The organism is Parafilimonas sp. (genome assembly GCF_051953455.1).
Lineage (GTDB): Bacteria > Bacteroidota > Bacteroidia > Chitinophagales > Chitinophagaceae > Parafilimonas.
This window is the reverse complement of record NZ_JBQCIT010000022.1, coordinates 23,483-49,368: the sequence shown is the minus strand read 5'-3', so window position 1 is coordinate 49,368 and position 25,886 is coordinate 23,483. Positions and strand designations below refer to the sequence as shown.

The following is a 25,886-nucleotide window of genomic DNA, read 5'->3' as shown; positions in this document are numbered from 1 at the left end:
TTTTATTTATAAAAACTTTTTGAAGGAAATATTTTATTGATTGTTTTACCGGTTACGGCATAAACAAAACCGGGTTGCAAACTATAGCCGCCATATTCACCTCTCTTGTTCAACGCAACAAAACCTACCTGTATATCTTTTGATTTTTCAGGATTTCTCTTTACAATTCTTTCAACGGCTTCCCTGCACGCATCTTCGGGACTTTTACCCTGCCGCATCAATTCAACCACTAAATGTGAACCAACAATGCGAATTACTTCTTCACCCACACCGGTTGATGTGGCAGCGCCAACTTCATTATCAACATACAAACCAGCGCCAATGATGGGAGAATCGCCAACACGGCCATGAATTTTATAAGCAAGCCCGCTTGTTGTGCAGGCGCCGCTTAAATTACCGTTTGCATCCATCGCCATCATGCCAATAGTATCATGGTTGGATGGCCCGCCCGGCATAGGGTCTTTGTTTTTATCATACAACCTGTTCTCCACATTTATCTCAGGATGATAGTTGGATGTCTTCAGCCATTCTTTCCATGCTTTTTCACTTTCAGGCGTTAAAAGGTTTTCTTTTTTAAAACCATTGGCTAATGCAAATTGTAATGCGCCATCACCGGCTAAAACAATATGCGGTGTTTTTTCCATTACCAATCTTGCTACAGAAATAGCATGAACAATATGTTCAAGGCACATTACAGAACCGCAGTTATAATTTTCATCCATGATGCAGGCATCGAGCGTAACATACCCGTCACGATCGGGCAATCCACCTAATCCAATAGTTTGATTGGTAGGATCGGCTTCAGGAATTTTTACACCGGCTTCCACAGCATCCAAAGCCCTGCCGCCTTTGCTTAATATTTCCCATGCACCGGCATTTGCCTTTTGCCCGAAACCCCATGTAGATACAACAACCGGGTTATCTTTTATGGCATATATTTTTTTATCCCGGGCGATAATATTGGTACCACTTAAAGCAGCAGCAGAGCCCAATGCAGCAGTTTGTAAAAATTTTCTTCTTGAAGCCATTGTTATTGATTTATTAATGAATAATGATGATTTTTTAATGCGGCGCCACAAAAGCTGTATCCATTTCTTCCAGCGTTTTGCCTTTGGTTTCTTTTACAACCGTTAAACTGAATAGGAGATTGATTAAACTAAAAATTGCGAATGCCCAGAATGTAAATGCAGGCCCTGCTTTTTCCAGCAGCCAAGGAAAGAACTGACCAACGAGCCATACGGCGATCCATAAAGCCATGGTGCAGACCGTAACAGCTTTTACACGTACATGTGTTGGGAAAATTTCGTTGATGATGATCCATGTTACCGGGCCGATAGAAAATGCAAAGCAGATGATATAGAGCATCATTAGTACCAATAAGAGATAGCCCTGCGTATGATTGGTGTAAAAAAGAATACCGCATAATATTAATGAAATGATGATACCTGTTAAACCTGTTTTCAATAAAAACTTTCTGCCGTATTTATCAGCATAAGCAATAGCAATAATGGTTGATAAAAAGTTCACGGTGCCAATGATAACCTGGAACATTAATGCGTTGCTGCTATCTAAACCTGCTGACTGAAAGATGTTGGGGCCATAATAAATGATGGCATTAATACCGGAGAACTGTTGTAATACCGCCAGTACAATCCCTATAATCAATGGAATCCGGACAGATGGATGCAACAGTGAAACTGACGTTGTTTTTGCCCTTGATTTTGCATGTAGAATATCGTTGAATTCCTTATCTGCCGCAGCTTTGGGCCTTACAGTATATAAAATCTTTTGAGCTTCCTGCTGCCGGTTTATTTCAACCAGCCAACGCGGGCTTTCAGGCACTTTTACCAGCATCAATAAAAACAGTAAAGACGGAATGCACATCACCACAAACATGCCGCGCCAGGGCTGCTGCAGTAACTCACTTGTACCATTATCTGATATTGATAAAATATAGGCGTTTGAAAGATACGCCAGCAAAATGCCTAAGGTAATGGCAAGCTGGTAATACGCAACCATTCTGCCTCTTTTATCCGCCGGCGCAAACTCTGAAATGTACATGGGCGATATAACGGAGGCCATCCCCACGCCAATGCCGCCAATCATTCTTGCTATAACCAGTAAGGTGAACGATGAAGCAAAACCACAACCAAAACCTGACAATAAAAACATAATAGCTGCTACAATGATGGTCTTTTTTCTACCAATCTTGTCACTTATAATACCCGTTGCAAACACACCAATGATAGAACCGAGCAGGCCACTGCTTACCATCCAGCCTTCGGCGACCGTATCTAAAGAAAATTGTGTTTTTACAAAACTGATAGCACCTGAAATAACGGCTGTATCAAAGCCAAACAGTAAACCACCCAGTGCTACTGCAAAGCATATATAATTTATTCTTTTATTAAAATTCATAAAGCAATCGTTATTGTTTATTCTCCCTTTTCGGAACGTCTATAATCGTCTTCATACCGTTGAATATCGGCCTGCTGCCAGTTGCCAAATGCTACTTCCAGCACACGTACAGGCTTATCGCCTTTGCATGACAAGCGATGCTTTTCGTTGGCCGGGATCCAGATTTCATCACCCCTATCATATTCTTTTATTTCATCACCCACCTGCACGGTTGCACCATCATCAATCACGATCCAAAGTTCTGCGCGCCCTGTATGTGATTGAAGGCTTAAACGCTGTCCCGGCAATACGCTCATTAAACTCACAGTGCAATCCTGGTTGAATGCATATTGTTTAAACGTGCCCCATGGTCTTGATACAAAAGCAACATCCGGCTTTGCATCAGGAATTGGTTTGGTTACAAATTCACTCATATAATTGGATTTTTCTTTTATTGTTTGAATTATGTTGTACGTCATTTCGACGATAGGAGAAATCTCCCGAGTACTATACCCTTTGATTTTAAGGAGATGTCTCGTTACCTCGACATGACGTTCAAAGAACTTTATTGAATCAATCAGGTTTATCTTACAATAAGCAAAACTTTAGGCTTTAAATCTCACAAATGCTTTTAATGTGGCGCATTCTTTCCCTTCGCTTTCACCATAAGGACGAATTGTGTACGCTCTTACTGATGCAGGAATAATGAACGTTTCTGCATAGTGCACAATAAAAGGATCAAATGCATTAACCGGGCTTTCAACAATAACCTCACGTCCTTCAATCAAATTCAAAACATTTACACTGTTGTTTGTTGAATGATGAACCTTTTTGGTAAACCAATGCCTTCTTGTTTCTATAAACTCAGTTTCATGCAAGCCGGTATATTCTTCATGCCAGCCGTCACCACGATTTATTTCTTTGATTGTATTAACTAAATTCTGTTTTGTCCATTCTGTTGTGCGAGTCCAGTCAATAACTTTTTCACCGTGCTTTATGTTGATGGGGCGAGGCTTTCCATCTAAACCCAATCTTCCCCAATCCCATAATTTGAATGTGAAAATGTAAGGTGTTGCACTTATTTCAAGCACCATACTTCCCCGGCCGGAACAATGAACTGTACCCGATGGAATTAAAACATGGTCATGTTTTTTTATAGGAATTTTATTCACGAATTTATCTGCATCAAAAGGTTGTTTGCCTTTCTGCGCCTCCGTTAATTCCGCGATCATTTCTGTTGGTTCGATACCATCTTTCAAACCAAGGTAAACATGGGCACCTTCATCTGCATCAAGCATATAATAACTTTCATCCTGCGTATAAAACATGCCGAATTTTTCGCGGATATATTCATTTGTTGGATGCACCTGCAGGCTTAGGTTACCGCCTTCAATGGTATCTAAAAAATCAAAACGGATTGGAAATTCTGCACCGAATCTTGCCTCAACAACATCGCCCAGCAAAGGTTTTGCCTGTGCAAAAACCACGTTGATGGACGGCGTTTCAAAAACAATATCGCCGAATTGCAGCAGCAGGCTGTTTTCTTCCGGTACGCCATCAAAACACCAGGCAAAGTTTTTTTCATTCTTATCCAGGTCACAATATTTTTTCATCCATTGCCCGCCCCATGGCCCGGGATCAAAAAAAGGAACAACGCGGAATGGCTGATGTGCTGTTTGTTCAAGCGCTTTATTCAATGCTTTGCCTTCAACAATTTTGGGGTTGTTTTTTTTAACGGTATCAACTACCAGGTCCCATTTGTGCATTAAGGTTCGCTTGTGCCGGTTTGCCACACGCCAGTCAACAAAATAAGCCTGTTTATATTGTAGGGATGCTTTAAGCTGTTTATTGTTAACGCCAAGATTGCTCACCTCATTTCTTCTTTGACGAAGCTGTCCTTCCCAGCGTGTCATATCGAAGTAAACCAACAGGTCGTATTGTTGTGCAAGCAGGGTTGCACCAATACCATAAATAATTACGGTGTCTTGTTTCTTTTCTAATTCTTTTTTAAAAAGCTCAATCTTATCCGCATCAAAAAAATCGTTTATTGCAAGACGGGTGATATAACCAAACACGGCATCATCCGTTACATCCGGATAAACCATTTTGCTAATTGTATCTTCCGGCAGCATATAATTTTTGGTGAGAATAAATTCACCTTTGATGCAGGATTGCAGGTTAGTTAAAACTTCTTCATCGAGTATTTCAGTATAACATTCTATTGCAATAATTTTTTTTGCATTAGATACAGATTGAATGCACTCATTAATAATGCTGCATGTTTGTTCCCAGCCTTCACCGCATAAAACATTTTGCTGCTTTACCTGAACAATGGGAAACTTATCATAGTTCGGAATATATCCTTCCATTGAAACTAAATATTTTGATAAATAATAAAATTTTTATATCCTGTTTTGTAAACAATATACCGCACCGTAAATACCAGCATCGCTTAACAATTGAGATGGTTCTATTTCAACCTTTCCCCATGGTGTCCAGGCATGCTGGTGAACCAGCTCTTTGATGCGTGGTATTAGTTCTTCATGCCGGTGCATAACGCCGCCGCCAATAACCACCACTTCAGGGTCGTAGGCATGGATGAGATTTACGATGGCTGCAGCCCAAAGCTGAATACAATCATTTTTGAATTCAATGGCCAGCGCATCCTGCTTATCCGCTTCATTAAACATGGCTTCAAAATCTATAACATCAACTGTTGATAACGAGCTTTTGCTGAATGCCTCATGTTCCCGTATCCTTTCCTTTAAGCTCCATGTGGCTGCATAAGCTTCCACGCAGCCTTTGTTGCCGCAGGTGCATTGCCTGCCATTATACACAACCGAAATATGGCCGCCAAGGCAGCCGGCTTCAAAATGTTTGCCACGCATTAGTTGCCCGTTCATAATAACAGAAGTGCCAATGCCGGTGCCTATTGTCATTACCACGAGGTCATCGGTATCGCTGCCGGCGCCATATTTCCATTCTCCCACGGCAGCCAAACGGGCATCGTTATCCATAAAAAAATCAACGTTCCAGTTTGCATGCACCCATTCATCTAACTTTATATGTAAAGCATCATCGTATTTGGCATTGGTACTTAATATTTGATTTGACTGCGGGTTTACGAGACCGGGGAATCCGAGACCTATGCCCTTGAGTATATTTATATCAACATTGTTTGAGTTAAGTAAATTATTGATATGATCTTTTATGATGGGCAGGCTTGTGGCTAAACCTTTTGCCGATTGGGCGGGGATAATCTTTTTATCAAGTAACCTATTATTACCTTCATCATTGCTTATTAATCCAAGTTTAATTCTTGTTCCGCCTAAATCGATACCAATAAAAAAATTGTTCATCGCAATCGTTTAAATTATTTCCCGGCTAATACAGGTTTTCCGTTTTCGCATATCAGGATTTTTGAAAAGCCTTCTTCACTTATTGTTGCATAATCATGGCCCGCATCAGCAGGCCAGAATGCACTGAAAGAAAGTATAGAATTCCCTGTATTTGCTGTGCGGTGCGCTGTGTTGCCTTTTATATAATGAATACTTCCCGGGTACATTTTTTCGGCCCATGTGTTTCTGTTTTCATCCATCAGCAGCAGCATACCTTCTCCATGAAGTGTGCAATAAAATTCACTGCGGTTTCTTATCTTGTGAAAATGGCCCTTTGTCATGAAATATTCATTGCCCACCATACCGGGATGTATGTAAGTGATACCATAAAATAATCCGCCTTCCGTGTCCGGCGTCACCGGGAAATAAGATTCAACTTCATATACCACCGTTTCAGGATTCATCTTCTTCAAGGCAGCTTTATCAAAAAAAATATCTTTTAAGTCTTTTAACCTTCGGTCTATGCGATCAATATTTTTCCCTTTTAATTTTCCGTTTATGAATGTTATTTCCGGTTCAAGAATAGAACTCATACTGTTGTAATTATTTAAAATGATTGCCTGTCTATCATGATAAATGGATTTTCGATAACATGGTGATCCCCGTTTATTACCATTTCGGCCATTGAACGGCCCATGGCTTTAAAGTCGGTGGTGATGGTCGTAATGCCATTGCCAATTACACTTTTTAAATTTGTTTCATTGTAAGAAATGATCCCAATGTCTTTACCTGGCTGCCAGCCTTTTAATTTGGCAAATTTTACAATCTGTACAAGATCGTTATCTTCGATAACAATAAAAGCATCCAGCTTTTTAATATCGTCTTCATTAATCTTATTAATAATAGCCGTATTAACAGTTTTTGTTTTGCCGAATTTGTTGAAACCGGTTATAATATCTTTTGTGCGAACAGATTCAGGAAAAACAAGGAATAATCTTTTATATTTCGCAATGAGATTTTTATTCGACAGGAGAATAGAGTAAATATCTTTTTCAAAGTTTTGATATACGCCGGGATACTGCTTCTTATATTCTTTAAAGCCGACATCCAAAAGAAAAGTATTGCGTTGATCAAGCTTTGAAAGTATAGAAGATGTTGCGTCGTGCACTTCAGGCATTATAATAAACGTATTATAATAGCCACCTTGTTCGCGGATAAGCGATTCAAACATCTTGATACTGTGATGATGAAAATAAATATCGAGTGTGCAGTCCTTTGGCAAAGCATTCAGTAACACATTAAACAAAGTTTCTTTATAGGGCGTAAAAGTGCTGAATAACAGAAAAATGCGCTTGATTTGTTTGGTGTCTGTGCTTTTAACAAAATAACCTTTTCCAGGAATAGAATCGATAATGCCGGATGCGCGCAGATCATTATAGGCACTAAAAACAGAACCCCTTGCCAACGAAAAAACTTCCGATATTTTATTTACAGAAGGGAGGATATCATCCTTTACCAGCACACCATTATCAATGTTCCTGTAAATGGATTGCACGATTTGTTTATAAACAGGCGTGGCAAGTGAGGAGTCAATTTGAATCAGTTCAGTTATCGTTTTTTTCATGTGTTAAACAATGAAGCAGGCAAATATAAACAAACAGGTATATACTGGTACATAATTTTTTACTTTGTGTGTTAAGTTAAAACATCACAATAAATGTCGTTCAATTAATCTTTTTTAGAAACCCGTGACCAATTACCCGAATGCCCGGCCCAGCTATTGGCACCAATGTTAGCGGTTCGTTGTTGTTCCTGACGTCGGTTCATAGTAGAGTACGGCTGCACCTGAGTTCAGGGATTTTGTCTTAGCAAGTTTGAAAACAGTCCTATTCTTTATTTGGTTAAACAACGGCAGCCCTTTTCCTTCAATGATAGGATGAATACAAAGTTGAAATTCATCAATAAGTTTACTGTTTAAAAGCTGAATAATTAAGCTCCGGCTCCCAACTAAAATGTCTTTTCCCGGTTGTTGTTTGAGTTTTAAAATTTCTTCGTTAAGCGGTCTGTTCGCCAGATTTGCACTGTCCCATCCTGTGTCCTTCAGGGTGTTGGAGAAAACAAGTTTTTGAATTCTGTCTATTGAAATGGCAAAGTCATCCATTGATTTTTCACCAGAAGGATTCTTCAATAATGCTTGCCAAAATTGCATGAGCTGATAGGTTGTCCGGCCATATAAAATAACGCCTGCATTATTTATAAGTTTAGAATAATGTTGATGCAGTTCCTCATCAACAACTCCGACCGTATGGTCGCAAACCCCGTCAAGTGTCATGTTTATTGCTGCAATTACTTTTCTCATATGTGTCTGGATTTTTCAAAATATCTTTCGCTGCCTGGCCACCACAATGCTCTGATCCATTTGTTGTCTGCCGATAACAGGCCAAATTGAAATAAGAAAATTGAAGATAAAGTAAATGCTTATAGCGTTATGCCGCGTTGAATATATTTGTTAATTAGAATTTTATCGGATCTGGATTTTTTGACTTTTATTACTTGATTTTTGGTGGCACAATTATGATAGGCATCTTTCTGAAATTTCTTATACACTTGATTTTACCAATCCTTCGCATTTTATAAAGTATTTTAAAAAATCGGTTGGAACTACGCCTCAATCATTCCAAAAACAAAATGCCTGATACCATAAACGGAACTTATGGAACGACCTTTGAGGTTATTTATCCATAAACGAACAATATGGAAATCCATAATTCAACCGGACGCAGAACATTTGTAAAACAAAGCTTGATAGCAACACTATCAGGTATTGCCGGTGTCGGTTTATTAAACGGTTGTCAAGATAAAGAAGGTGAAGAAAAAGAAGTATCGCCGCCGGAAGATCTGATGCAGGAGCATGGCGTGCTGAAACGTATATTATTGATTTATGATAATTGCAGAATGCATTTAATGAATAAAGAAAATTTTCCCGTTGATGCGATCACAAAATCAGCAAATATCATCAGGGCATTTGTAGAGGATTATCATGAAAAGCAGGAGGAAGATTATTTATTCCCGCGATTCAAAAAGGCAAACCAGCTGACTGATCTGGTAGATGTGTTATACCAGCAACACCAGGCAGGCCGAAGCGTTACAGATGAAATAATACAGGTAACCAGCCATACAAACAGGACAGCACAGGAAAACCAAAGATTGATTGAACTGCTGCTTACTTTCAACACCATGTATGCACCGCATGAGGCAAGAGAAGATACCGTGCTTTTTCCTGCATTTAGAAAGCTGGTATCCAAACATGAGTATGACAGCTTAGGTGAAGAATTTGAGAACAATGAACACAAAAAATTTGGTGAGGATGGTTTTGAAACAATGGTAAATCGTGTGGCAGCTATTGAAAAGAGTTTAGGAATTTATGACTTATCTCAATTTACTCCGAAAATATAATTACATCATAATTTTTAACTTATAAAACTTTTATTATGCAAAACGAAAATACAAGCAATCCTGCGCAGCACACTGCCCATGTAAAGAAAGAACTCAGGTCATTAATCAATCATCTAAGAAGTGATATTGAAAAATTAAAAGATCCGTCAGCTAAAGCATTATTCGAAACATCTGCAGAAGTATTAACAGGTTTGGAAAAAGCTTTTACGGATTACGAGGAAAAGAAAGAAATCGCCTGGAGAAATTAAATCGGTATTAAATGAACGGGCTATTGTTTTGATTGGTAAATTGCCTTTTGCATTTAAATTATTTATAGTAAGCAATCATTTATGAAGTGTTTTATTGCTTGTATTTGTTTTTTATTCAGTTTAATTTTTTCTTATTCACAGCCATCCTCAACACTCGTAAAATTAATTGAGCAATCAAACAAAAACTATGCAGCTAATAAAGCAACTGCATTTCGCACACTGGCTGCCCAAAGCCAAACAAACGTAATTAAAAACCAGTTTAAACCGCAGTTGCAGGCAGCATACCAAATTAATTATGCTACTTACAATAATATCACAGGCATGGTGTTTCCTTCTTTTGTTACACCCATTAGCGGCCCTCCGGCAATGGCAAATTCATACAATGGAGTTTTTGGAAGTGCTGCTGCATTGATTGCAAAATGGGATGTTGTAACATTCGGTTATGAAAAATCTTTATTGCAACAGGCAAATACGCAAATCAATGCTGCCAAAGCAAAAGAACAATTACGCAAATCAATGCTGCCAAAGCAAAAGAACAATTACAGTTATTCAGGCAAAATGTTCAATTAATCAATACTTATCTTGACTGGCTGCTTGCCAATAAACTGGTAACAGTTTACCAGAATAATTTAAATCGTGTTGCGACAGCCTTACAATTGTCACAAACACTTACGCAAAAGGGATTAAGGCCCGGCACAGACAGTGCATCATGGAATGCAGAATATGCTAAAGCAAATATTTTATTACAGCAACAGCAAAAGTCAACCGGCACGTTGTTTATTCAATTGCAGGAATTAATTGGTATTGATACAAACTTTGCTGCTATTGATACCGTGCTGCTTAATAAACAGCCCGTATTTTTTCAAATGAATGACACATTATTGCACCCTGAATTACAGGCGTTGCAAACAGAAATTGATAATCAAAAGAACAATGAAACTGTACTGCACCAATTAAAAAAACCCACGCTTTCTTTATCCGGAACAGGTTATGCAAGAGGCTCCGGTATTGATGAAAGCAATGATGTAAAAACGTCACAAGGCTTGTATTTTCAACGCTATAATTATGGTGTGGCTGCACAACTTTCTGTTCCATTATTTGAGGGCATATATATCAAACCAAAAATTCAGCAGCAACAACAGTTATTAGATGCGGCAACCGAAGATTATGCAGCTATGCAATGGCATTTAAAAAAACAAAATGAAGAAGCAGATACGGTTTTGCATAATGCTGTCAGTGTTGCATCGCTTGTTCAATCGCAGCAACAATCTTCCAGTTTTTTATTTAATGCCGTTATGGCAAGATATAAAGCAGGTTTGATTAGTTACGCGGATGTTGTGCTGGCGCAGCAGCAACTGATACAGGCAGATGCCGATACGGAAAATGCAAAGTGGGAAGTATGGAAATCTTTTTTGTATAAAGCAAGTGTGACGGGAGATTTAAAATTATTTCTGCAACAATTCAATGATTAAAATAATTCATCATCAGTAAATAATAATATTGCTTAAGTTAATGAAGTTAATTAACATCATATATGCTTCTTTGCGCAAACCTGTTTCGGTGATAGTTGCCTTAATTGCCATTATTGTGTTCGCTGTATTATCCATCACCAAAATGCCCGTTGATATTTTTCCAAAAATGGGTACGCCAACCATTTACGTGGCGCAAACATATGGCGGTTTAAGCCCCGAACAAATGGAAGGCTTTGTCAGCTCTTATTATGAATATCACTTTTTGTATGTAACCGGCATTAAATCGGTGGAGAGCAAAAATATTCAGGGGATTGCTTTATTGAAATTGATTTTTTATGAGGGCACCGATATGAGCCAGGCGATGAGCGAAGTGATTGCTATGGTGAACCGGGCCCGTGCCTTTATGCCACCCGGAACTGTTGCGCCATTCGTTACACGATTTGATGCAGGCAGCGTGCCCGTTGGTCAATTGGTATTTAGCAGCAGCACACGTTCATTAAGTGAGATACAGGATTTGGCATTATTTAAGGTACGGCCTATGTTTTCAACGCTGCCGGGGGTTTCTGCGCCGCCACCTTTTGGTGGCAACCAGCGTACTGTAGTAATTCATGCTGATCCCAATAAATTACGCAGCTATAATATTTCTCCTGATGATTTGGTTACAGCTATCGCAAAAGGCAACACCATCACACCTGCAGGCAATTTGCGTGTTGGCGACCAAACACTCATTACACCGCAAAACACCGTTGTTCAAAATATTAAAGAACTGGAAGCCATTCCCATTTATGCACAAAACGGTGCAACGGTATATGTGAAAGATATCGCTACCGTTGATAATGGCGCTGATATTACCAGCAGCTATGCATTGATTAATGGCAAGCGAAGCGTATATATTCCTGTAACCAAAAGAGCCGATGCAGCAACGTGGGATGTAGTAAAAAAGGTGAAAGCTGCTTTGCCCGATATGCAGGCTGCTATACCATCGGATATTAAAGTAAGTTATGAATTTGACCAGAGCGGTTATGTAATTAATTCGCTGAAAAGTTTAGCAATAGAAGGTTTACTGGGAGCAATATTAACAGGCTTGATGGTATTGCTTTTTTTGAGGGATACAAGAAGTGCATTGATTGTGGTGATGACGATTCCGCTGGCATTATTATCTGCGGTTATCTGTTTGAACTTGTTTGGGCAAACCATTAATATTATGACACTTGGTGGTTTGGCTTTAGCAATAGGAATACTGGTGGATGAAGCAACTGTTACTATAGAAAATATTCACCGGCACTTGGAAACCGGTCAGCCAAAATCAACCGCAATTTTAGAAGCCTGTAAAGAAATTGCCGTTCCGAAGTTTTTAATACTCCTTTGCATTCTTGCCGTGTTTGTCCCTGCGTTTTTTATGTCGGGCATCCCCAAAGCTATGTTTCTTCCACTTACGCTGGCTGTGGGTTTTGCAATGATTGCATCTTTTCTTTTGTCGCAAACTTTTGTTCCGGTTATCAGCAGCTGGATATTGAAAGATAATTACATTAAACCCGCATCTGAGCAATGGAAGCGCTTTCAGCATCGCTTTACAAAACGCACAGAAAAAAATATATACAACCGGCGTTGGTTAGTGCCATTGTATATCATCGCTTCTCTCGCCATTGCAATTGTTATATATCAATTTATCGGCAAAGAAATTTTTCCTAAAGTTGATGCAGGGCAGTTCCAGGTGCGCTTGCGCTTGCCCGCGGGCACAAGATTAGAGCGCACAGAAGAAGCAACTAAAAATGTGTTAAGTATGATCGACACATTGGCTGATAAAAAAAATATTGCCATCACATCAGCCTTTATTGGCGTGCAGGGAAGCAGCTATCCTGTTAATGTAATTCACTTATGGACAAGCGGGCCGAACGAAGCAGTAATTAAAGTACGCTTTACAAATAACGCTTCTATTCATCTTGAAGATTTCAAAGAAAGGTTGCGTAAAAAACTAAGTGATGAAATGCCCCAGGCGAAGTTTTTGTTTGAACCTGCAGATCTGGTTGACCAGGTTATGAGCCAGGGTTCATCAACGCCAATCGAAGTAGTAGTACAGGGGAAAAATTTACAACAGGGAAAGCAATATGCGGATAAGCTGGTAACAAAACTGCAATCCATTTCTTATATGCGTGATGTGCAGATAAGCGCTCCTGTAAACTATCCCGGATTGGAAATAGATTATGACCGCATCCGGACCGGCCAATTAGGTTTAACGATTGACCAGGTGAGTAAATCAACGGTTGCTGCCACGGCAAGCAGCCGTTTTACACAACCTAATTATTGGTTAGATAAATCTGCAGGAAATGCATACCAGGTGCAGGTTGAAATTCCGCAATATGAGATGACTCAGCCGGAAGATGTTGAAAATATTCCGATTGATACAAAACAAAACAAGCCAATTTATTTGCATGATATTGCTTCTTTAAAAAATGTGAACACGGTCGGCGAGTATGACCGGATTAACCAACAGCGTTATGTTGCAGTAACAGCAAATCTTTATAACAAAGACATTGGCGCAGCTATAAAAGATGTTGATAAAGCAATTAAAAGCTTAGACAGTTTACCAACAGGAATAAAAATTTATCAGCGTGGTGAAGCAGATGTTTTTAAGGCAACCTTCAGCGAATTACAGAATGGAATTTTAATGGCGGTGGTTGTTATACTATTATTGTTGGCAGCAAATTTCCAGTCGTTTCCATTATCGTTCACCGTTGTTTCAACGGTGCCTGCAGTAATTGCAGGTTCATTTTTATTGTTATTCATCACCGGCAGAACGTTAAACATACAATCGTTCATGGGTTGTATAATGGCAATTGGTGTGTCAGTGGCCAATGCCATTTTATTTGTCACAAATGCTGAAAGCTACAGGAAGCAATCAAAACATGGTGCTGCTGTTCACGGCATCAGTAACAGGCTACGCCCAATTTTAATGACGAGTTGTGCAATGATTGCAGGTATGATACCAATGGCATTAGGCTTTGGTGAAGGTGGTGACCAAACATCACCGCTTGGTATTGCAGTAATTGGCGGGTTATTTTTTTCCACCATTGGCAGCCTGTTTGTTTTACCGGCAGTTTATCAGTCAGTAATTGGTAGAAAAAGTTTTAAAAGTGTTTCTTTATTATCAGAAAATGATCAATAGTATTTCATGAGAATATCTTTTTTGCAAATAGTTGTTTTTTATATGGCGGCAACTATATGGTCAGGCTGCGGAAATGATGCAGCTACTTCATCTGCAACAAGCGATGAAGTAAAAACGTATGATACTATAACAGCCCGTTTGCAAACCATAATAGATACTTTACAATTGAACGGAGAATTAATTTCACTTGAAAAAGCAAGTATAATTTCAAAAGTTAATGGCTATGTAAAAAGGATATCGGCGGATATTGGTCAAAAAGTAGCTAAGGGTGAAACGCTTGCCATAATTGATGCACCGGAAATGAATTATCAAATTGCAGAAGCGGAAAGCAAAGCAAAAACTGCATTATCAAAATCTGAAGCATCTAAATCTAATTACGAAAGATTGGTTGCCGCCTCAGCAACGCCCGGTGCTGTTGCTGCCAACGAATTAGATGGAGCTAAAAGCCAGATGGATGCGGATATGCAATCATACAATGCTGCAATCGACGCAAAAAACAGTATAGGCGCTATCGGCGGTTACCTTATAATCAAAGCCCCATTCAGCGGTATTGTAACGAAAAGGATGGTAAGCAACGGTGATTATGTAAATAATTCAGGCAGCAATCTTTTATTTGAAGTGGAAGATGTAAAAACTCTGCGCCTGCAGGTTCCGGTGCCCGAAGCCTTCACTGCTTCAGTGCTTGCAAACAATAGGGCAAGCTTTGCCGTATCATCTTATCCCGGCTTATCATTTAATGCAAAACTGGTGCGAAAATCAGGTGCACTTGCCAGCAACACCCGCAGTGAAATATGGGAGTTCGAGGTGGATAATGCCGATAAAAAATTAAAGTCGGGTATGTTCGCAGAAATGCAATTACCATTACAAAGACCACAACAAGGTATCTTATTGCCTAATAGTGCTTTTGTTACAACGCAGGAAAGGCAATTTGTAATTCGTGTAATTAACGGTAAAGCTGAATGGATTGATGTAAAAAAAGGGTTTGCGTTAACAAATAAAACTGAAGTATTGGGTTCAATTAAAGCCGGCGATGTATTTATAAAAAATGCTAATGAAGAAATAAAAGATGGAAGCGGCGTAAAAATAAAATGAGGTAATAGGATAATACCTCATTTATAGTACTATTTTATAAAGAACCTCTTGTTATACGCTGTTTCAGTTTTCTATATTCTTCAACAATTTCCTGTAAAGCTGGTCGCCTGAATATGTTAATGCCACGCCTTGGATTTTATTGCCTGACCGCGTAAGGCTTATCCAGTTAAACGATGCCATGTTTTCATACAAAAATATTTTTTATAAGACATTCACAAGAAAGGAATTCAGCGAAGAGTAATTAAAAATAATAAGAATATAAACGTTACTGCCTGGTATATGGATGCAGGTAAAATATACTCCAATAAATTCATAGGTTGGATTTATCTAAACAGCCGGCTTATTAACTTCACCGGTAATATTACGGCAGTGTTGCGGTATGAGAAGAATTAATTTATCTATGAAGACGAGCGCTTGCCGGGTTCTCATACCTGTTGATCAAATTAAACAGGGCTTCGCCGTTTGAACAAAATCCGGGGTATAATTTTGTTTGTATTTAAAAATGATAAACCGTTTCAGAAATACATCATACATGACATACAAAAACTATCTCGTTGTTTTTTTATTTACTATAGTTAATGCCAAGAATGTATGGGCAAAAGATACATTGCAGGTTTGCTCGCCATCCGGTAAAATTTGTGTGAAGGTTTGGATGGATAAAAGACTTTCTTACAGCGTATCGAATAATAACCTGCTGATAGTTGCGCCTTCATTTATTGATATGATGTTGCAGGATGGAAAAGCATTGTCGCTGAACAATTCAATAAGATTGTCATCCGTAAAAAAAATAACTGGTACCATTACTTCACCTGTGCCTGAAAAAAGAAAAGTTATACCAGATGTTTATAATGAACTTTCGATAGAATTTAAACAGCCCTTCAAGCTGCAATTCCGGGCATATGATGACGGCATTGCATACAGGATAACAACCAGGTTTAAAGATTCCATTATTATAAAAGATGAAGTAGCTGATTTTAATTTCCCTGGTAATCCTTCCGGTTATTTCCAGGAAATTCCTTTTAATGATAGCACCGATATGTTTCAGACTTCTTTTGAAAATGTATATAGTTTCAAAAAGCTGTCTGAATTTCCTGCAAACTCTATTGCGTATTCACCAATATTAATCATACCAAAATCAAATCCAAAAATTGCCATTACAGAATCTGACCTGGAGGATTATCCCGGTATGTTTGTTGCCGGCACTGGCACTGCTTCTTTGAAAGCGGTGTTTGCACATTATCCATTGCAGGAAAAAATTAATTGGGCTTTATATTCTCAAAGTGTTGTTGCCAAACGTGCAGATTATATAGCGAGGACAAAAGGCACAAGGGCTTTTCCATGGCGTATATTAATGATTGCTGAAGAAGATAAAGCTTTACCAGCTAACGATATGGTGTACAGGCTGGCTTCACCATCCCGTGTTGCTGATGTTTCCTGGATAAAGCCAGGCAATATTACAGATGAATGGATCATTGATCTCAACTTATACAACATTCCATTTAAAGCCGGGCGCAACACAGCTTCTTACAAATATTATATTGATTTTGCAAAGCGGTTTGGCTTTGACCGTATTATGATGGATGCAGGCTGGAGCGATAACAATGATTTGTTGAAAGTGGTGCCGGAAATCAACATGGATACACTGGTTGCTTATGCAAAAAAACAAGGTGTAAAAATCGCTGTGTGGACGCAGGCGCTTACATTAAACAGGCAGCTTGATAGTGCACTTGATCAATTTAATAAATGGGGTATTGATTTTATTATGACGGATTTTATAGACCGCGATGACCAGGTTGCAGTTGGCTTTCATCAGCGCGTTGCAGCAGCATGTGCAAAACATAAAATCATGATTATGTTTCATGGCACCTATCCGCCAAAAGGGTTTAACCGCACTTATCCCAATGCTGTTACACGAGAGGCGGTTCTTGGTTCAGAATATAATATATGGAGCGATAAGCCTTCGCCAGATCATGATTTGCTTTTGCCTTTTACACGCATGTTAGCGGGGTCAATGGATTATGAACCGGGTATGTTGATTAACATGACAAAAGAAAATTTCAGGAATATAAATGGCTATATAATGAGCCAGGGCACACGCTGCCACCAGCTTGCAATGTTAGCTGTGTATGATAATCCTATGCAGTTTTTTGCCGGTAATCCATCGCAGGGTTTTACCGAACCTGCTTACATGAAACTATGGGGAAGCATACCAACAACCTGGGATCAAACAATAATCCTTGATGCTAAAATTGGAGAATACATTATTACTGCACGGGAAAAAAACGGCGACTGGTATATAGGTGGCATGACCAATTGGTCAGGAAGAGACTTGCCGGCTAGCTTTGATTTTCTGGGTGAAGCAAATAAATATAAAGCAACAATTTGTAAAGATGGGATGAATGCAGAACGCTATGCATCAGATTATACAATAGATAGTTTAACTGTTACAAAAAAGAATAACATACAAATGCATTTGGCGCCGGGCGGAGGCTTCCTTATAAAACTCGAGAAGCAATAACTCTGTCAGGCAAGTTGATTGAAGATAACTTTAGAAGATAATCGTTGATCCTCCTTTTATAAAAAAAGAATGGTTCACTTAACAACCCGCTCTTCATATTTTTAATGCAAGTCCAAAATTTAAAGAAATAGATTTGGCTAAGATGCAGGTAGCATTTGGTTCGAAGGGAAGCTCGTTGTGAGACCTTTGCTATAAACCCGGTTACAGATGTCTTCCTCAATAATTGCTCAACAAAGTTTAATGATCATACCATGCTGTTGTTCGTCTTTTATTCCTTAATTCACATGTCAACACATTCTTCCATAACACTTCTTTTGATGGAAGGTTTATGCCTGTTTTAATTTCTCTTTATATAAATGCCTGAACTTTTCCAGTTTGGGACAATAACAACCTGGCAATATCCTCCAGCCGCTTTAAATCTGCTTTTAGTAAATAAAATTCCTGCTTCGGTTTTTAAGCATATACAGGCATCAAGCTAAAAATGTCAACTGCTTGTCATTACCAGTATTCGCCTATATACATTCATTTTCTAACTGCTATTCATTAGCTGATAGCATATTAAAAATTCATTATGAGATTACTATATACAACACTCTTTACGTTATTGTATGCAGGGCTTTTTGGGCAGAGCCGTGTAATCACCGGCACCGTTGCAGACCAGAATGCAGCGCCTGTATCCAATGCTACCGTTATGGCAAAAGGCACTAAAATAGGAGTTGCCACCGGTGTTAACGGCGCTTTTTCAATTACGGTTCCTGCGAGTGTTACCAGCCTTGAAGTATCATCAGTAAACTATACTACGCAAAGTATAGACATAAGCACAAGCAGTAATGTTACTGTTGTATTGCAACCTGCTTCCGGCAATCTTTCTGAAGTGGTAGTGGTTGCTTATGGCACACAGCGAAAGTTAGATGCCACCGGGGCTGTATCTACCATTAAAGGAAGCGATATAGCTGAAAAGCCTTTTACGTCAATTGACAAAGCGTTGCAGGGACTGGCGCCGGGCGTGCAGTCAACATCAGCTTCGGGCGCCCCGGGTTCTGCTACCAATATACGCATTCGCGGTATTGGCAGCATCAATGCCAGTGCAGCGCCGTTATGGGTAATTGATGGAGTGGTTGCAACCATCGGAGATCTTACTTCCCAAACCACAACGGCCAATGCTTTAAGTGGCTTAAACCCCGATGATATTGAAAGTATAAGCGTTTTAAAAGATGCATCCGCCACATCTATTTATGGTTCCAGGGCAGCTAACGGGGTAATAATTGTTACCACAAAAAAAGGAAAAGCAGGCCAAACACGGTTTAATATATCTGCAGAAGCAGGCGCTAATTCTCCAGCTTATTTTAACGATAAAAATAAAAGCCTCAACAGCGTGCAAAGCCAAACATTGTTGCGGGAATCACTTATTAATGCAGGCTATGCTTCCAATAATGAAGAAGCGGATGACCTTATTGTAAATGCGCTGGGCATCCCGGAGGATTACACCAAAACCAATACAGACTGGTATGATGTGGTAACGCAATCGGGCAAGCAGTCTCAATACAATTTCAGCCTTACCGGTGGCAATGAAAAAACACAGTTTTATACTTCTGCCGGTTTATTTAACCAGGAAGGAACAATCATAGCGTCCAGCTTTAAAAGATATAACGGCAGCTTTTCCCTTACGCATAAACCTAATGACAAGCTCACTTTTACAACAGGTTTAAACGGAAGCTACAGCAAGCAGATAACACCTACTAACAGCGGCGCTTTCAGCAACCCGGTAATATCTTCTTATTTCCTGCTTCCATGGTACACGCCATATAATACAGATGGTTCTTTGCGTTATGGCGATAACGATCCTGACGGTCAGTTCAGGCCAAGCAGCGGCCCGTATAACCCCGTGGCTATTGCCAGGCTTGATGATAATTCAGCTAAGCAAATTAATTTCAGGGGATATGTTTCAGGAGAATATTACATTCTGCCGGAGCTGCGGTTTACCAGCCGGTACAGTGCAGAATTCTTAACCATACAGGAAGATGCTTATCAGAATCCTTTTTATGGCGATGGTTATTCGGTGGGCGGTGCCGGTTATGCATCCAACCGCCGCGTGTTTGACTGGACATGGAGTAACCTTTTAAACTTTAAGCACAGTCTGAATGCTGATGGAGATTTTTATTTTGAAGTAATGGGGGGTTATGAATCGCAGTATTACAATAATTATCTTATGCAGGCAAACGGCCAGGTGTTTCCTTATAACCTGAAGTTGAGATACCTGGCGTCCGCGGCCACGCCCACAGTAGCCACATCGTTGCCTAACGAAAATTCTACCGTTTCTTACCTCTCAAATGCAACTGTAAATTATAAAGACAGGTATGTTCTAACAGGAAGCTTCAGGAGGGATGGTTCTTCAGTATTTGGGGTGAATAACAGGTGGGGTAATTTTTATTCTGTAGGTGGTAGCTGGAATGTGAGTGAGGAACAATTTATGCAGCAGGTAAATTTTATAAACCTGCTTAAAGTACGCGCCTCTTATGGCCAGAACGGCAATGCGCTGGGCTTTGGTGATTACCAGGCACTGGCAACGTATGGCCTTGGATATAACTATGGCGGCCAGCCGGGCAGTGCACCCAACAATGTGGGCGACAGCAACCTTACCTGGGAGAAGAATAAAATTTTTGATGTGGGCCTTGATGTATCATTCTTTAAAGGCAGGTTATACGGCAGCTTTGATTATTATAGCCGCACCACTTCTGACCTGCTGAGTGAAGTACCGCTTTCAGGAACATCAGGGTTTACCAAGCAATTACTAAATATAGGCAGTGTTCAGAATAAAGGCTATGAAATTGCCTTAGGCGGTAAACCTGTAGTATTAAAAGATTTTACATGGGATGTTCAGTTCAATCTTGCACATAATGTAAATAAGGTGCTTGAGTTATATAACGGCTCGCCTATCGGCAACGGTTTATTCAACATAACAGAGGGGCATGATATACAGGAATTTTACCTGCCCCTCTGGGCAGGCGTTGACCCGGAAAACGGTGACCCATTGTGGTACACCTCAGACGGCAAAACAACCACCAGCGATGTAAACCAGGCGCCTTATACGTTAACGGGCAAATCGGCATCGCCAAAATATTTTGGCTCGCTTACCAACACATTTACCTATAAGGGCATTTCGCTTTCTGCGCAATTCTATTACAGCTTTGGCAATTACATTTATGATATATGGGATTCATACGCCATGAGCGAAGGCGCTTATCTCGGTGGCTTAAACCAGTTTACCAACCAGCTTAACAGGTGGCAAAAGCCCGGCGACGTTACCAATATTCCTAAAATCATATTTGGCGGTAATCTTAGTTCGAATAATTCCTCTTCACGCTATCTGTATAATGGCAATTATGTAAGGCTGCGGGATATACAGCTATCCTATGCATTCCCCAAAACGGTCGTTCAGCGCTGGCATTTAAATAATCTCTCGCTGTATGTGCGCGGCACTAACCTGGTAACGTTTGTAAAAGATGATCTTTTGCCAATTGATCCTGAAACGGGTATTCAAAGCACCAACGACTTTGATGTTTTTATTCCGAAAACCATTGTTGGGGGAATCAGGATAGGGCTTTAAATAGGAAAAGAAAAGTACATGCAATAATTAAGAATGTACATAAGTAAAAATAAACACATGAAAAATATAATAAAAAGATCGGTACAGTTGCTAAGCGGTATTATTTTGTTTGCATCCTGTTCCAAGAACTTTATTGAAAAGCAACCGTTTGACAGTCTTCCTGATGAGGAAGCCATCGTGGATGAATCATCAATGGAAAATGCCGTAAGCGGAATGTATGCCAATTTGCGAGCTGTGGGCGCTTATGGGCGCGATATGCCTGTAATTGGCGATGTGCAATCGGATAATGCTTTTATAGAAGCAAGTAATTCCGGCAGGTACATTGCAAATTACCAGTTCAACTTTACTTCAGCCAATGATGAATACACAGATATCTGGAATAAATCTTATACCACAATTCTTCGCGCCAACAGGATAATAGATGCAGATATTTCAGGTGGTGATGTGCCTTTGTTAAAAGCCCAGGCTTATGCGGTAAGAGGATTGATGTATTTTAAGCTGGTGAACATATATGCCAGGCCTTATACAGATAACCCTGATGGCGCAGGCGTGCCTGTTATATTGCATTATGATCCATACACGCAGCCGGAACGTAATACGGTTAAAGAAGTATATGCGCAAATAATAAGCGACCTTGAACAGGGTTTTGCCACAGCTGACGGTTACTCCAATTCTATAACGTTAAGCAAATATGCCATTGAAGGGTTGCTGGCAAGGGCTTATTTGTATATGGGCGATAAGGCAAAGGCAAAAGCCGCCGCGGTTGATGTAATTAACAACAGTGAATTTTCCCTCGTTGGAGCTGATAGTTATAATGATTTTTGGAAAGATGCGGGCGTTCATACAGATGGTGTGGAAACCATGTTTGAAGTGGATGTTGATCTCATCAACAATAATGGTTCCGATGATTTTAGCGGAATATATGCAGATAACTACCAGGATATTTACTGCACACAGGAGTTATATAATTTGTATAGCCCTACCGATGTGCGGGCATCTGTATTAATTCCCGATTATACAAAAGCCGGCGTACCCGCGGTTATTGTATATAAATTTCCCAATGCGATAAGCACGAAAGACAGGGATAATATTAAAGTGATACGCCTTTCAGAAGTGTATCTTATTGCGGCCGAAGCATCGTTGCCGGGCAATGAAACCGATGCCCGCAATTATTTGAATGCAGTGGCTGTAACAAGAGACCCCGATTTTACCGGTTACACATCATCGGGCAATGAATTGCTGGAAGATATTATTACGGAAAGAAGAAAGGAGCTTGCTTTTGAAGGCGACCGCTTTTATGATCTTAACCGCTTGAAACGTGCCATTACAAGAGAAGCTGATCCGGCATCAATACCCGGCCCGTTGCAAATTAATTATGATAATTATCACAGGGTGGCGCCAATTCCTTTATCAGAACTGCAGGCCAATCCGAATATTGATCAAAACCCGGGGTATCAATAGGTAGAATTATACGTATTTATAAATGAACTTATTAATGAATGTCAGCCTTATGATGTTGACTACTTCAACCGCCCGGCAGCAATTGCTGCCGGGTTTATTATTTTATTTCAGGAAGGAAAATGTTACAGATCAATGGTTTTCCTGGCCGGGAGCTGTTGTAACGCCGGTATGTTTTTTTACAGGAAATATCCGGTAAAAGAGCACACCTATTGCGTAAGAGATAATATAGATAACGCCTGCATCTTTAAAATGCGGCAGCATTGAACTGGCGGTCCATTCAAAAGAAAAAGGGCCGAGGTCAAAATAGAATACGCAAAAAACTATATAGCCTGCTATAAGGGTAATAATGTGGCTTTGTGTTCCGTAAAGCAGGAATAAAACGAGTACTACTACGCCAAAATATATAAGCAATGTATCAAATGTTGTCATTATGTTTGGTTTGCCTGCGGGCAAATTTAAAAGATATTTGACAACCTGTCATTTTTCATTATCTGGTATTTTCTTTGTTTTGCAGGCTTGAATTTAAAACCGAAGCTGCGTTTTGTACAACCGTACAAGGGAGTGACACAACGAAGTTGAATAGCATTCCGCAGCTGATAACATAAAAATAATTATGCAAAAAGGACAAATAAGAGTTCACACGGAGAACATCTTCCCGATCATTAAAAAATTTCTCTACAGCGATCATGACATTTTTTTACGCGAACTGATAAGCAACGCAGTTGATGCTACGCAGAAAGTGAAAACGCTTGCTTCTATTGGCGAATTTAAAGGTGAGCTTGGCGACCTGCGCATTGATATTGTGATTAACAAAGAAGATAAAACGTTAAGCATTATCGATCGCGGCGTTGGTATGACAGAAGCTGAAGTTGATAAATATATTAACCAGGTGGCTTTTAGCAGCGCTGAAGATTTTTTACAGAAATATAAAGACGCGAATATCATTGGCCATTTTGGTTTGGGCTTTTACAGCGCTTTTATGGTGAGTGATAAGGTTGAAATATTCACCAAAAGCTTTAAAGACGAACCCGCCGTTTACTGGAGTTGCGATGGCAGCCCGGAATATGAATTATACCAGGTGGAAAAAGAGGAGAGGGGCACCCGCATTGTGCTGCATGTAAATGAAGAAAGCAAAGAGTTTTTGGAAGCTGACCGCATTAAAGGGATTCTTGAAAAATTCTGCCGCTTTTTACCGGTGCCTGTTTATTTTGAAGACAAGCAGGTTAATAATACAAACCCTATCTGGACGAAGAAACCATCTGAATTAACCACGCAGGATTACCAGAATTTTTATAAAGAATTGTATCCTTTTGGCGAAACGCCTTTGTTCTGGATTCACTTGAATGTGGATTACCCGTTTAACCTTACCGGCGTTTTATATTTTCCAAAAATTAAACAGAGCTACGAGATTCAGAAAGATAAGATTCAATTATACAGCAACCAGGTTTTTGTAACCGATGAAGTGAAAGATATTGTACCCGAATTTTTAATGTTGCTGCATGGTGTTATTGACAGTCCTGATATTCCGCTGAATGTAAGCCGCAGCTATTTGCAGGGCGATCCGAATGTGAAGAAGATAAATACATACATTACCAAGAAAGTTGCTGATAAGTTAGAAGAGATATTTAATAAGGAACGCAGTGAGTTTGAGGAAAAATGGGAAAGCCTTGGCTTGTTTGTAAAGTATGGAATGATGACAGATGATAAGTTTCTTGAAAAGGCAAACAAGTTCTTTATTATGGAAGATACATCAGCCAAAAAATTCTATACGCTGGATGAATACAGGACGGCAACAGAAGCATCCCAGAAAAATAAAGACGGCAAGCTGGTGATTCTTTATACAACTGATCCTGTTCAGCAGGATAGTTATATAAAGGCTGCTGCCAATAAAGGTTATAAAGTAGTGAAGATGGAAACGCTTGTTGATGCGGCGTTCATCAATACGATGGAAATGAAATGGGAGAATGTAACTTTTAAGCGTGTGGATGCTGATATAGTTGATAATTTGATTGATGCACAGGAAACCAATGAAAGTATTTTAAATAAAGATGAAGAAGCAAAACTGAAAGAATGGTTTGGTTTGCAAATTGGTGAAACGCATATTACGGTTGATGTAAAAGGTTTAAGTACCGATGCGCCGCCGGTTGTTGCCACACGTCCTGAGTTTATGCGCCGTATGAAAGATATGGCGGGCGTTGGCGGCGGCATGGCTTCTTTTTACGCTCAAATGCCTGATGAAGTAACTTTAACGGTTAATGGTAACCATCCTATTTACCAGCAGTTATTAAAAGAAGATAATTCAGATAAATTAAATAAGCAGGTGCGTAATCTTGCAGACCTGGCTTTGCTTTCCCAGGGTTTATTGAAAGGCGAAGAACTTACCGGTTTTATTAACCGCAGTGTTGAACTGATGGAAGGCAAAACAAAGAGTAATATTATACTGGAAGCATAGAATTTGGACGTATTAGATGTCTTCATGAAAGCCCTGAAAGATTTACATTTCGGGGCTTTTGAATTTGTAAATTGTTCTGTATAATAGCAATAATAAAAATTAAAAAAAGCCCTGCGGGTTTTAAACCGCAGGGCTTTTTTAATACGTTTAACGATGAATACCGGAAAATACTTTAAAATCTTCTCCTGTTAAAATCACCTCTGTCCCTGTCATTATCCCTGTCGCGGCTACCCCTGTAATTATCCCGGCCGCCACCGCCACCACTTCTGAAATTATCGCGGCCGCTGCTTCTGTAATTATCCCTGCCGCCACCGCCTTCAGCGCTTCTTTCTTCGGCTTTCTTTATAGAGAGCTTTTTACCTTTAATGCCGGCGCCGTCAAGCGCTTCAATAGTTTGCAATGCTTCAAGGCTATCGGGCATTTCTACAAAGCCAAAGCTCTTTCGCCGGCCGGTGTTGCGGTCCATAACAAATCTTGCCGACGTTACAGTGCCGTACAATTCAAACATTTCTTTTAAATCGGTATCATCAAAATCATTGGGGAATCCCGTAACGAAGAGCTTCATGTAAATAATTGTTTCGGCAAATGTAATCTTTAGCTTTTCAAAACAGGCATTTATACCATAATTTAATCGTTTAAATTACATGATAGGAGAAATTTAACAATAAACGTGTTTTCC

At 39.7% G+C, this 25,886-nt stretch carries 20 protein-coding genes; 10 read left to right on the top strand and 10 right to left on the bottom strand.

What is annotated here, in order from left to right; translation table 11 throughout:
* Positions 1–2: 2 nt before the first annotated feature.
* The 8 genes from ACTHN6_RS08835 to ACTHN6_RS08800 form a co-directional block, all read right to left on the bottom strand.
* Positions 3–1,028 carry a N(4)-(beta-N-acetylglucosaminyl)-L-asparaginase gene (locus tag ACTHN6_RS08835; protein ID WP_440435386.1) on the bottom strand — a complete coding sequence of 342 codons (1,026 nt, stop codon included), beginning with the start codon at positions 1,026–1,028 and terminating at the stop codon, positions 3–5.
* A gap of 34 nt (positions 1,029–1,062) precedes the next feature.
* A complete protein-coding gene (locus tag ACTHN6_RS08830; RefSeq protein ID WP_440435385.1) occupies positions 1,063–2,418 on the bottom strand; it encodes a sugar porter family MFS transporter in 1,356 nt (451 codons plus the stop codon).
* A gap of 17 nt (positions 2,419–2,435) precedes the next feature.
* Entirely contained in the window at positions 2,436–2,831 is a 396-nt protein-coding gene (locus tag ACTHN6_RS08825; protein ID WP_440435384.1) for a phosphomannose isomerase type II C-terminal cupin domain, read from the bottom strand.
* Positions 2,832–3,002: 171 nt separating this feature from the next.
* Positions 3,003–4,766, bottom strand: coding sequence for a class I mannose-6-phosphate isomerase (locus ACTHN6_RS08820; RefSeq protein ID WP_440435383.1), 1,764 nt, complete (start codon positions 4,764–4,766; stop codon positions 3,003–3,005).
* Between the two features lie 33 nt (positions 4,767–4,799).
* Positions 4,800–5,756 carry an ROK family protein gene (locus tag ACTHN6_RS08815; protein WP_440435382.1) on the bottom strand — a complete coding sequence of 319 codons (957 nt, stop codon included), beginning with the start codon at positions 5,754–5,756 and terminating at the stop codon, positions 4,800–4,802.
* Positions 5,757–5,770: 14 nt separating this feature from the next.
* Entirely contained in the window at positions 5,771–6,328 is a 558-nt protein-coding gene (locus ACTHN6_RS08810) for a glucose-6-phosphate isomerase family protein (RefSeq protein WP_440435381.1), read from the bottom strand.
* A gap of 14 nt (positions 6,329–6,342) precedes the next feature.
* On the bottom strand, positions 6,343–7,359 hold the full coding sequence (locus ACTHN6_RS08805) for a GntR family transcriptional regulator (protein WP_440435380.1): 1,017 nt from the start codon (positions 7,357–7,359) through the stop codon (positions 6,343–6,345).
* 168 nt (positions 7,360–7,527) lie between these two features.
* Positions 7,528–8,094, bottom strand: a complete 567-nt coding sequence (locus ACTHN6_RS08800) for a dihydrofolate reductase family protein (protein ID WP_440435379.1) — start codon at positions 8,092–8,094, stop codon at positions 7,528–7,530.
* Between the two features lie 395 nt (positions 8,095–8,489).
* On the opposite strand from ACTHN6_RS08800, the gene ACTHN6_RS08795 reads away from it, so the two are divergent.
* The 9 genes from ACTHN6_RS08795 (at position 8,490) to ACTHN6_RS08755 (ending at position 22,755) form a co-directional block, all read left to right on the top strand.
* Positions 8,490–9,191 carry a hemerythrin domain-containing protein gene (locus ACTHN6_RS08795; RefSeq protein WP_440435378.1) on the top strand — a complete coding sequence of 234 codons (702 nt, stop codon included), beginning with the start codon at positions 8,490–8,492 and terminating at the stop codon, positions 9,189–9,191.
* A 35-nt stretch (positions 9,192–9,226) separates the two neighbouring features.
* Entirely contained in the window at positions 9,227–9,439 is a 213-nt protein-coding gene (locus tag ACTHN6_RS08790; protein WP_440435377.1) for a hypothetical protein, read from the top strand.
* An 81-nt stretch (positions 9,440–9,520) separates the two neighbouring features.
* A complete protein-coding gene (locus ACTHN6_RS08785) occupies positions 9,521–10,009 on the top strand; it encodes a hypothetical protein (RefSeq protein ID WP_440435376.1) in 489 nt (162 codons plus the stop codon).
* 86 nt (positions 10,010–10,095) lie between these two features.
* Positions 10,096–10,911, top strand: coding sequence for a TolC family protein (locus ACTHN6_RS08780; protein WP_440435375.1), 816 nt, complete (start codon positions 10,096–10,098; stop codon positions 10,909–10,911).
* A 40-nt stretch (positions 10,912–10,951) separates the two neighbouring features.
* The gene (locus ACTHN6_RS08775) at positions 10,952–14,077 is read left to right on the top strand and encodes an efflux RND transporter permease subunit (RefSeq protein ID WP_440435374.1); all 3,126 of its coding nucleotides are present in this window, start codon (positions 10,952–10,954) and stop codon (positions 14,075–14,077) included.
* 6 nt (positions 14,078–14,083) lie between these two features.
* The gene (locus ACTHN6_RS08770; protein ID WP_440435373.1) at positions 14,084–15,169 is read left to right on the top strand and encodes an efflux RND transporter periplasmic adaptor subunit; all 1,086 of its coding nucleotides are present in this window, start codon (positions 14,084–14,086) and stop codon (positions 15,167–15,169) included.
* Positions 15,170–15,701: 532 nt separating this feature from the next.
* On the top strand, positions 15,702–17,687 hold the full coding sequence (locus ACTHN6_RS08765; protein ID WP_440435372.1) for a glycoside hydrolase family 97 protein: 1,986 nt from the start codon (positions 15,702–15,704) through the stop codon (positions 17,685–17,687).
* Between the two features lie 571 nt (positions 17,688–18,258).
* The gene (locus ACTHN6_RS08760; protein WP_440435371.1) at positions 18,259–21,294 is read left to right on the top strand and encodes a SusC/RagA family TonB-linked outer membrane protein; all 3,036 of its coding nucleotides are present in this window, start codon (positions 18,259–18,261) and stop codon (positions 21,292–21,294) included.
* A gap of 57 nt (positions 21,295–21,351) precedes the next feature.
* A complete protein-coding gene (locus ACTHN6_RS08755; protein WP_440435370.1) occupies positions 21,352–22,755 on the top strand; it encodes a RagB/SusD family nutrient uptake outer membrane protein in 1,404 nt (467 codons plus the stop codon).
* 129 nt (positions 22,756–22,884) lie between these two features.
* Here ACTHN6_RS08755 and ACTHN6_RS08750 read toward each other — a convergent pair whose 3' ends face one another.
* On the bottom strand, positions 22,885–23,184 hold the full coding sequence (locus ACTHN6_RS08750) for a hypothetical protein (RefSeq protein WP_440435369.1): 300 nt from the start codon (positions 23,182–23,184) through the stop codon (positions 22,885–22,887).
* Between the two features lie 184 nt (positions 23,185–23,368).
* On the opposite strand from ACTHN6_RS08750, the gene htpG reads away from it, so the two are divergent.
* Positions 23,369–25,207 carry a molecular chaperone HtpG gene (htpG, locus tag ACTHN6_RS08745; RefSeq protein ID WP_440435368.1) on the top strand — a complete coding sequence of 613 codons (1,839 nt, stop codon included), beginning with the start codon at positions 23,369–23,371 and terminating at the stop codon, positions 25,205–25,207.
* Between the two features lie 172 nt (positions 25,208–25,379).
* Here the strand turns inward: htpG and ACTHN6_RS08740 are convergent, their stop codons facing one another.
* A complete protein-coding gene (locus ACTHN6_RS08740; protein WP_440435367.1) occupies positions 25,380–25,772 on the bottom strand; it encodes an RNA recognition motif domain-containing protein in 393 nt (130 codons plus the stop codon).
* Between the last annotated feature and the right edge of the window lie 114 nt (positions 25,773–25,886).

What these genes read in the sequence shown, in the direction of transcription:
- ACTHN6_RS08770 (WP_440435373.1), top strand. Translation starts at nt 14,084, where the DNA reads ATGAGAATATCTTTTTTGCAAATAGTTGTTTTTTATATGGCGGCAACT.
- ACTHN6_RS08800 (WP_440435379.1), bottom strand. Translation starts at nt 8,094, where the DNA reads ATGAGAAAAGTAATTGCAGCAATAAACATGACACTTGACGGGGTTTGC.
- ACTHN6_RS08815 (WP_440435382.1), bottom strand. Translation starts at nt 5,756, where the DNA reads ATGAACAATTTTTTTATTGGTATCGATTTAGGCGGAACAAGAATTAAA.
- ACTHN6_RS08765 (WP_440435372.1), top strand. Translation starts at nt 15,702, where the DNA reads ATGACATACAAAAACTATCTCGTTGTTTTTTTATTTACTATAGTTAAT.
- ACTHN6_RS08835 (WP_440435386.1), bottom strand. Translation starts at nt 1,028, where the DNA reads ATGGCTTCAAGAAGAAAATTTTTACAAACTGCTGCATTGGGCTCTGCT.
- ACTHN6_RS08825 (WP_440435384.1), bottom strand. Translation starts at nt 2,831, where the DNA reads ATGAGTGAATTTGTAACCAAACCAATTCCTGATGCAAAGCCGGATGTT.
- ACTHN6_RS08760 (WP_440435371.1), top strand. Translation starts at nt 18,259, where the DNA reads ATGAGATTACTATATACAACACTCTTTACGTTATTGTATGCAGGGCTT.
- ACTHN6_RS08755 (WP_440435370.1), top strand. Translation starts at nt 21,352, where the DNA reads ATGAAAAATATAATAAAAAGATCGGTACAGTTGCTAAGCGGTATTATT.
- ACTHN6_RS08740 (WP_440435367.1), bottom strand. Translation starts at nt 25,772, where the DNA reads ATGAAGCTCTTCGTTACGGGATTCCCCAATGATTTTGATGATACCGAT.
- ACTHN6_RS08785 (WP_440435376.1), top strand. Translation starts at nt 9,521, where the DNA reads ATGAAGTGTTTTATTGCTTGTATTTGTTTTTTATTCAGTTTAATTTTT.
- htpG (WP_440435368.1), top strand. Translation starts at nt 23,369, where the DNA reads ATGCAAAAAGGACAAATAAGAGTTCACACGGAGAACATCTTCCCGATC.
- ACTHN6_RS08820 (WP_440435383.1), bottom strand. Translation starts at nt 4,766, where the DNA reads ATGGAAGGATATATTCCGAACTATGATAAGTTTCCCATTGTTCAGGTA.
- ACTHN6_RS08790 (WP_440435377.1), top strand. Translation starts at nt 9,227, where the DNA reads ATGCAAAACGAAAATACAAGCAATCCTGCGCAGCACACTGCCCATGTA.
- ACTHN6_RS08830 (WP_440435385.1), bottom strand. Translation starts at nt 2,418, where the DNA reads ATGAATTTTAATAAAAGAATAAATTATATATGCTTTGCAGTAGCACTG.
- ACTHN6_RS08775 (WP_440435374.1), top strand. Translation starts at nt 10,952, where the DNA reads ATGAAGTTAATTAACATCATATATGCTTCTTTGCGCAAACCTGTTTCG.
- ACTHN6_RS08750 (WP_440435369.1), bottom strand. Translation starts at nt 23,184, where the DNA reads ATGACAACATTTGATACATTGCTTATATATTTTGGCGTAGTAGTACTC.
- ACTHN6_RS08805 (WP_440435380.1), bottom strand. Translation starts at nt 7,359, where the DNA reads ATGAAAAAAACGATAACTGAACTGATTCAAATTGACTCCTCACTTGCC.
- ACTHN6_RS08795 (WP_440435378.1), top strand. Translation starts at nt 8,490, where the DNA reads ATGGAAATCCATAATTCAACCGGACGCAGAACATTTGTAAAACAAAGC.
- ACTHN6_RS08810 (WP_440435381.1), bottom strand. Translation starts at nt 6,328, where the DNA reads ATGAGTTCTATTCTTGAACCGGAAATAACATTCATAAACGGAAAATTA.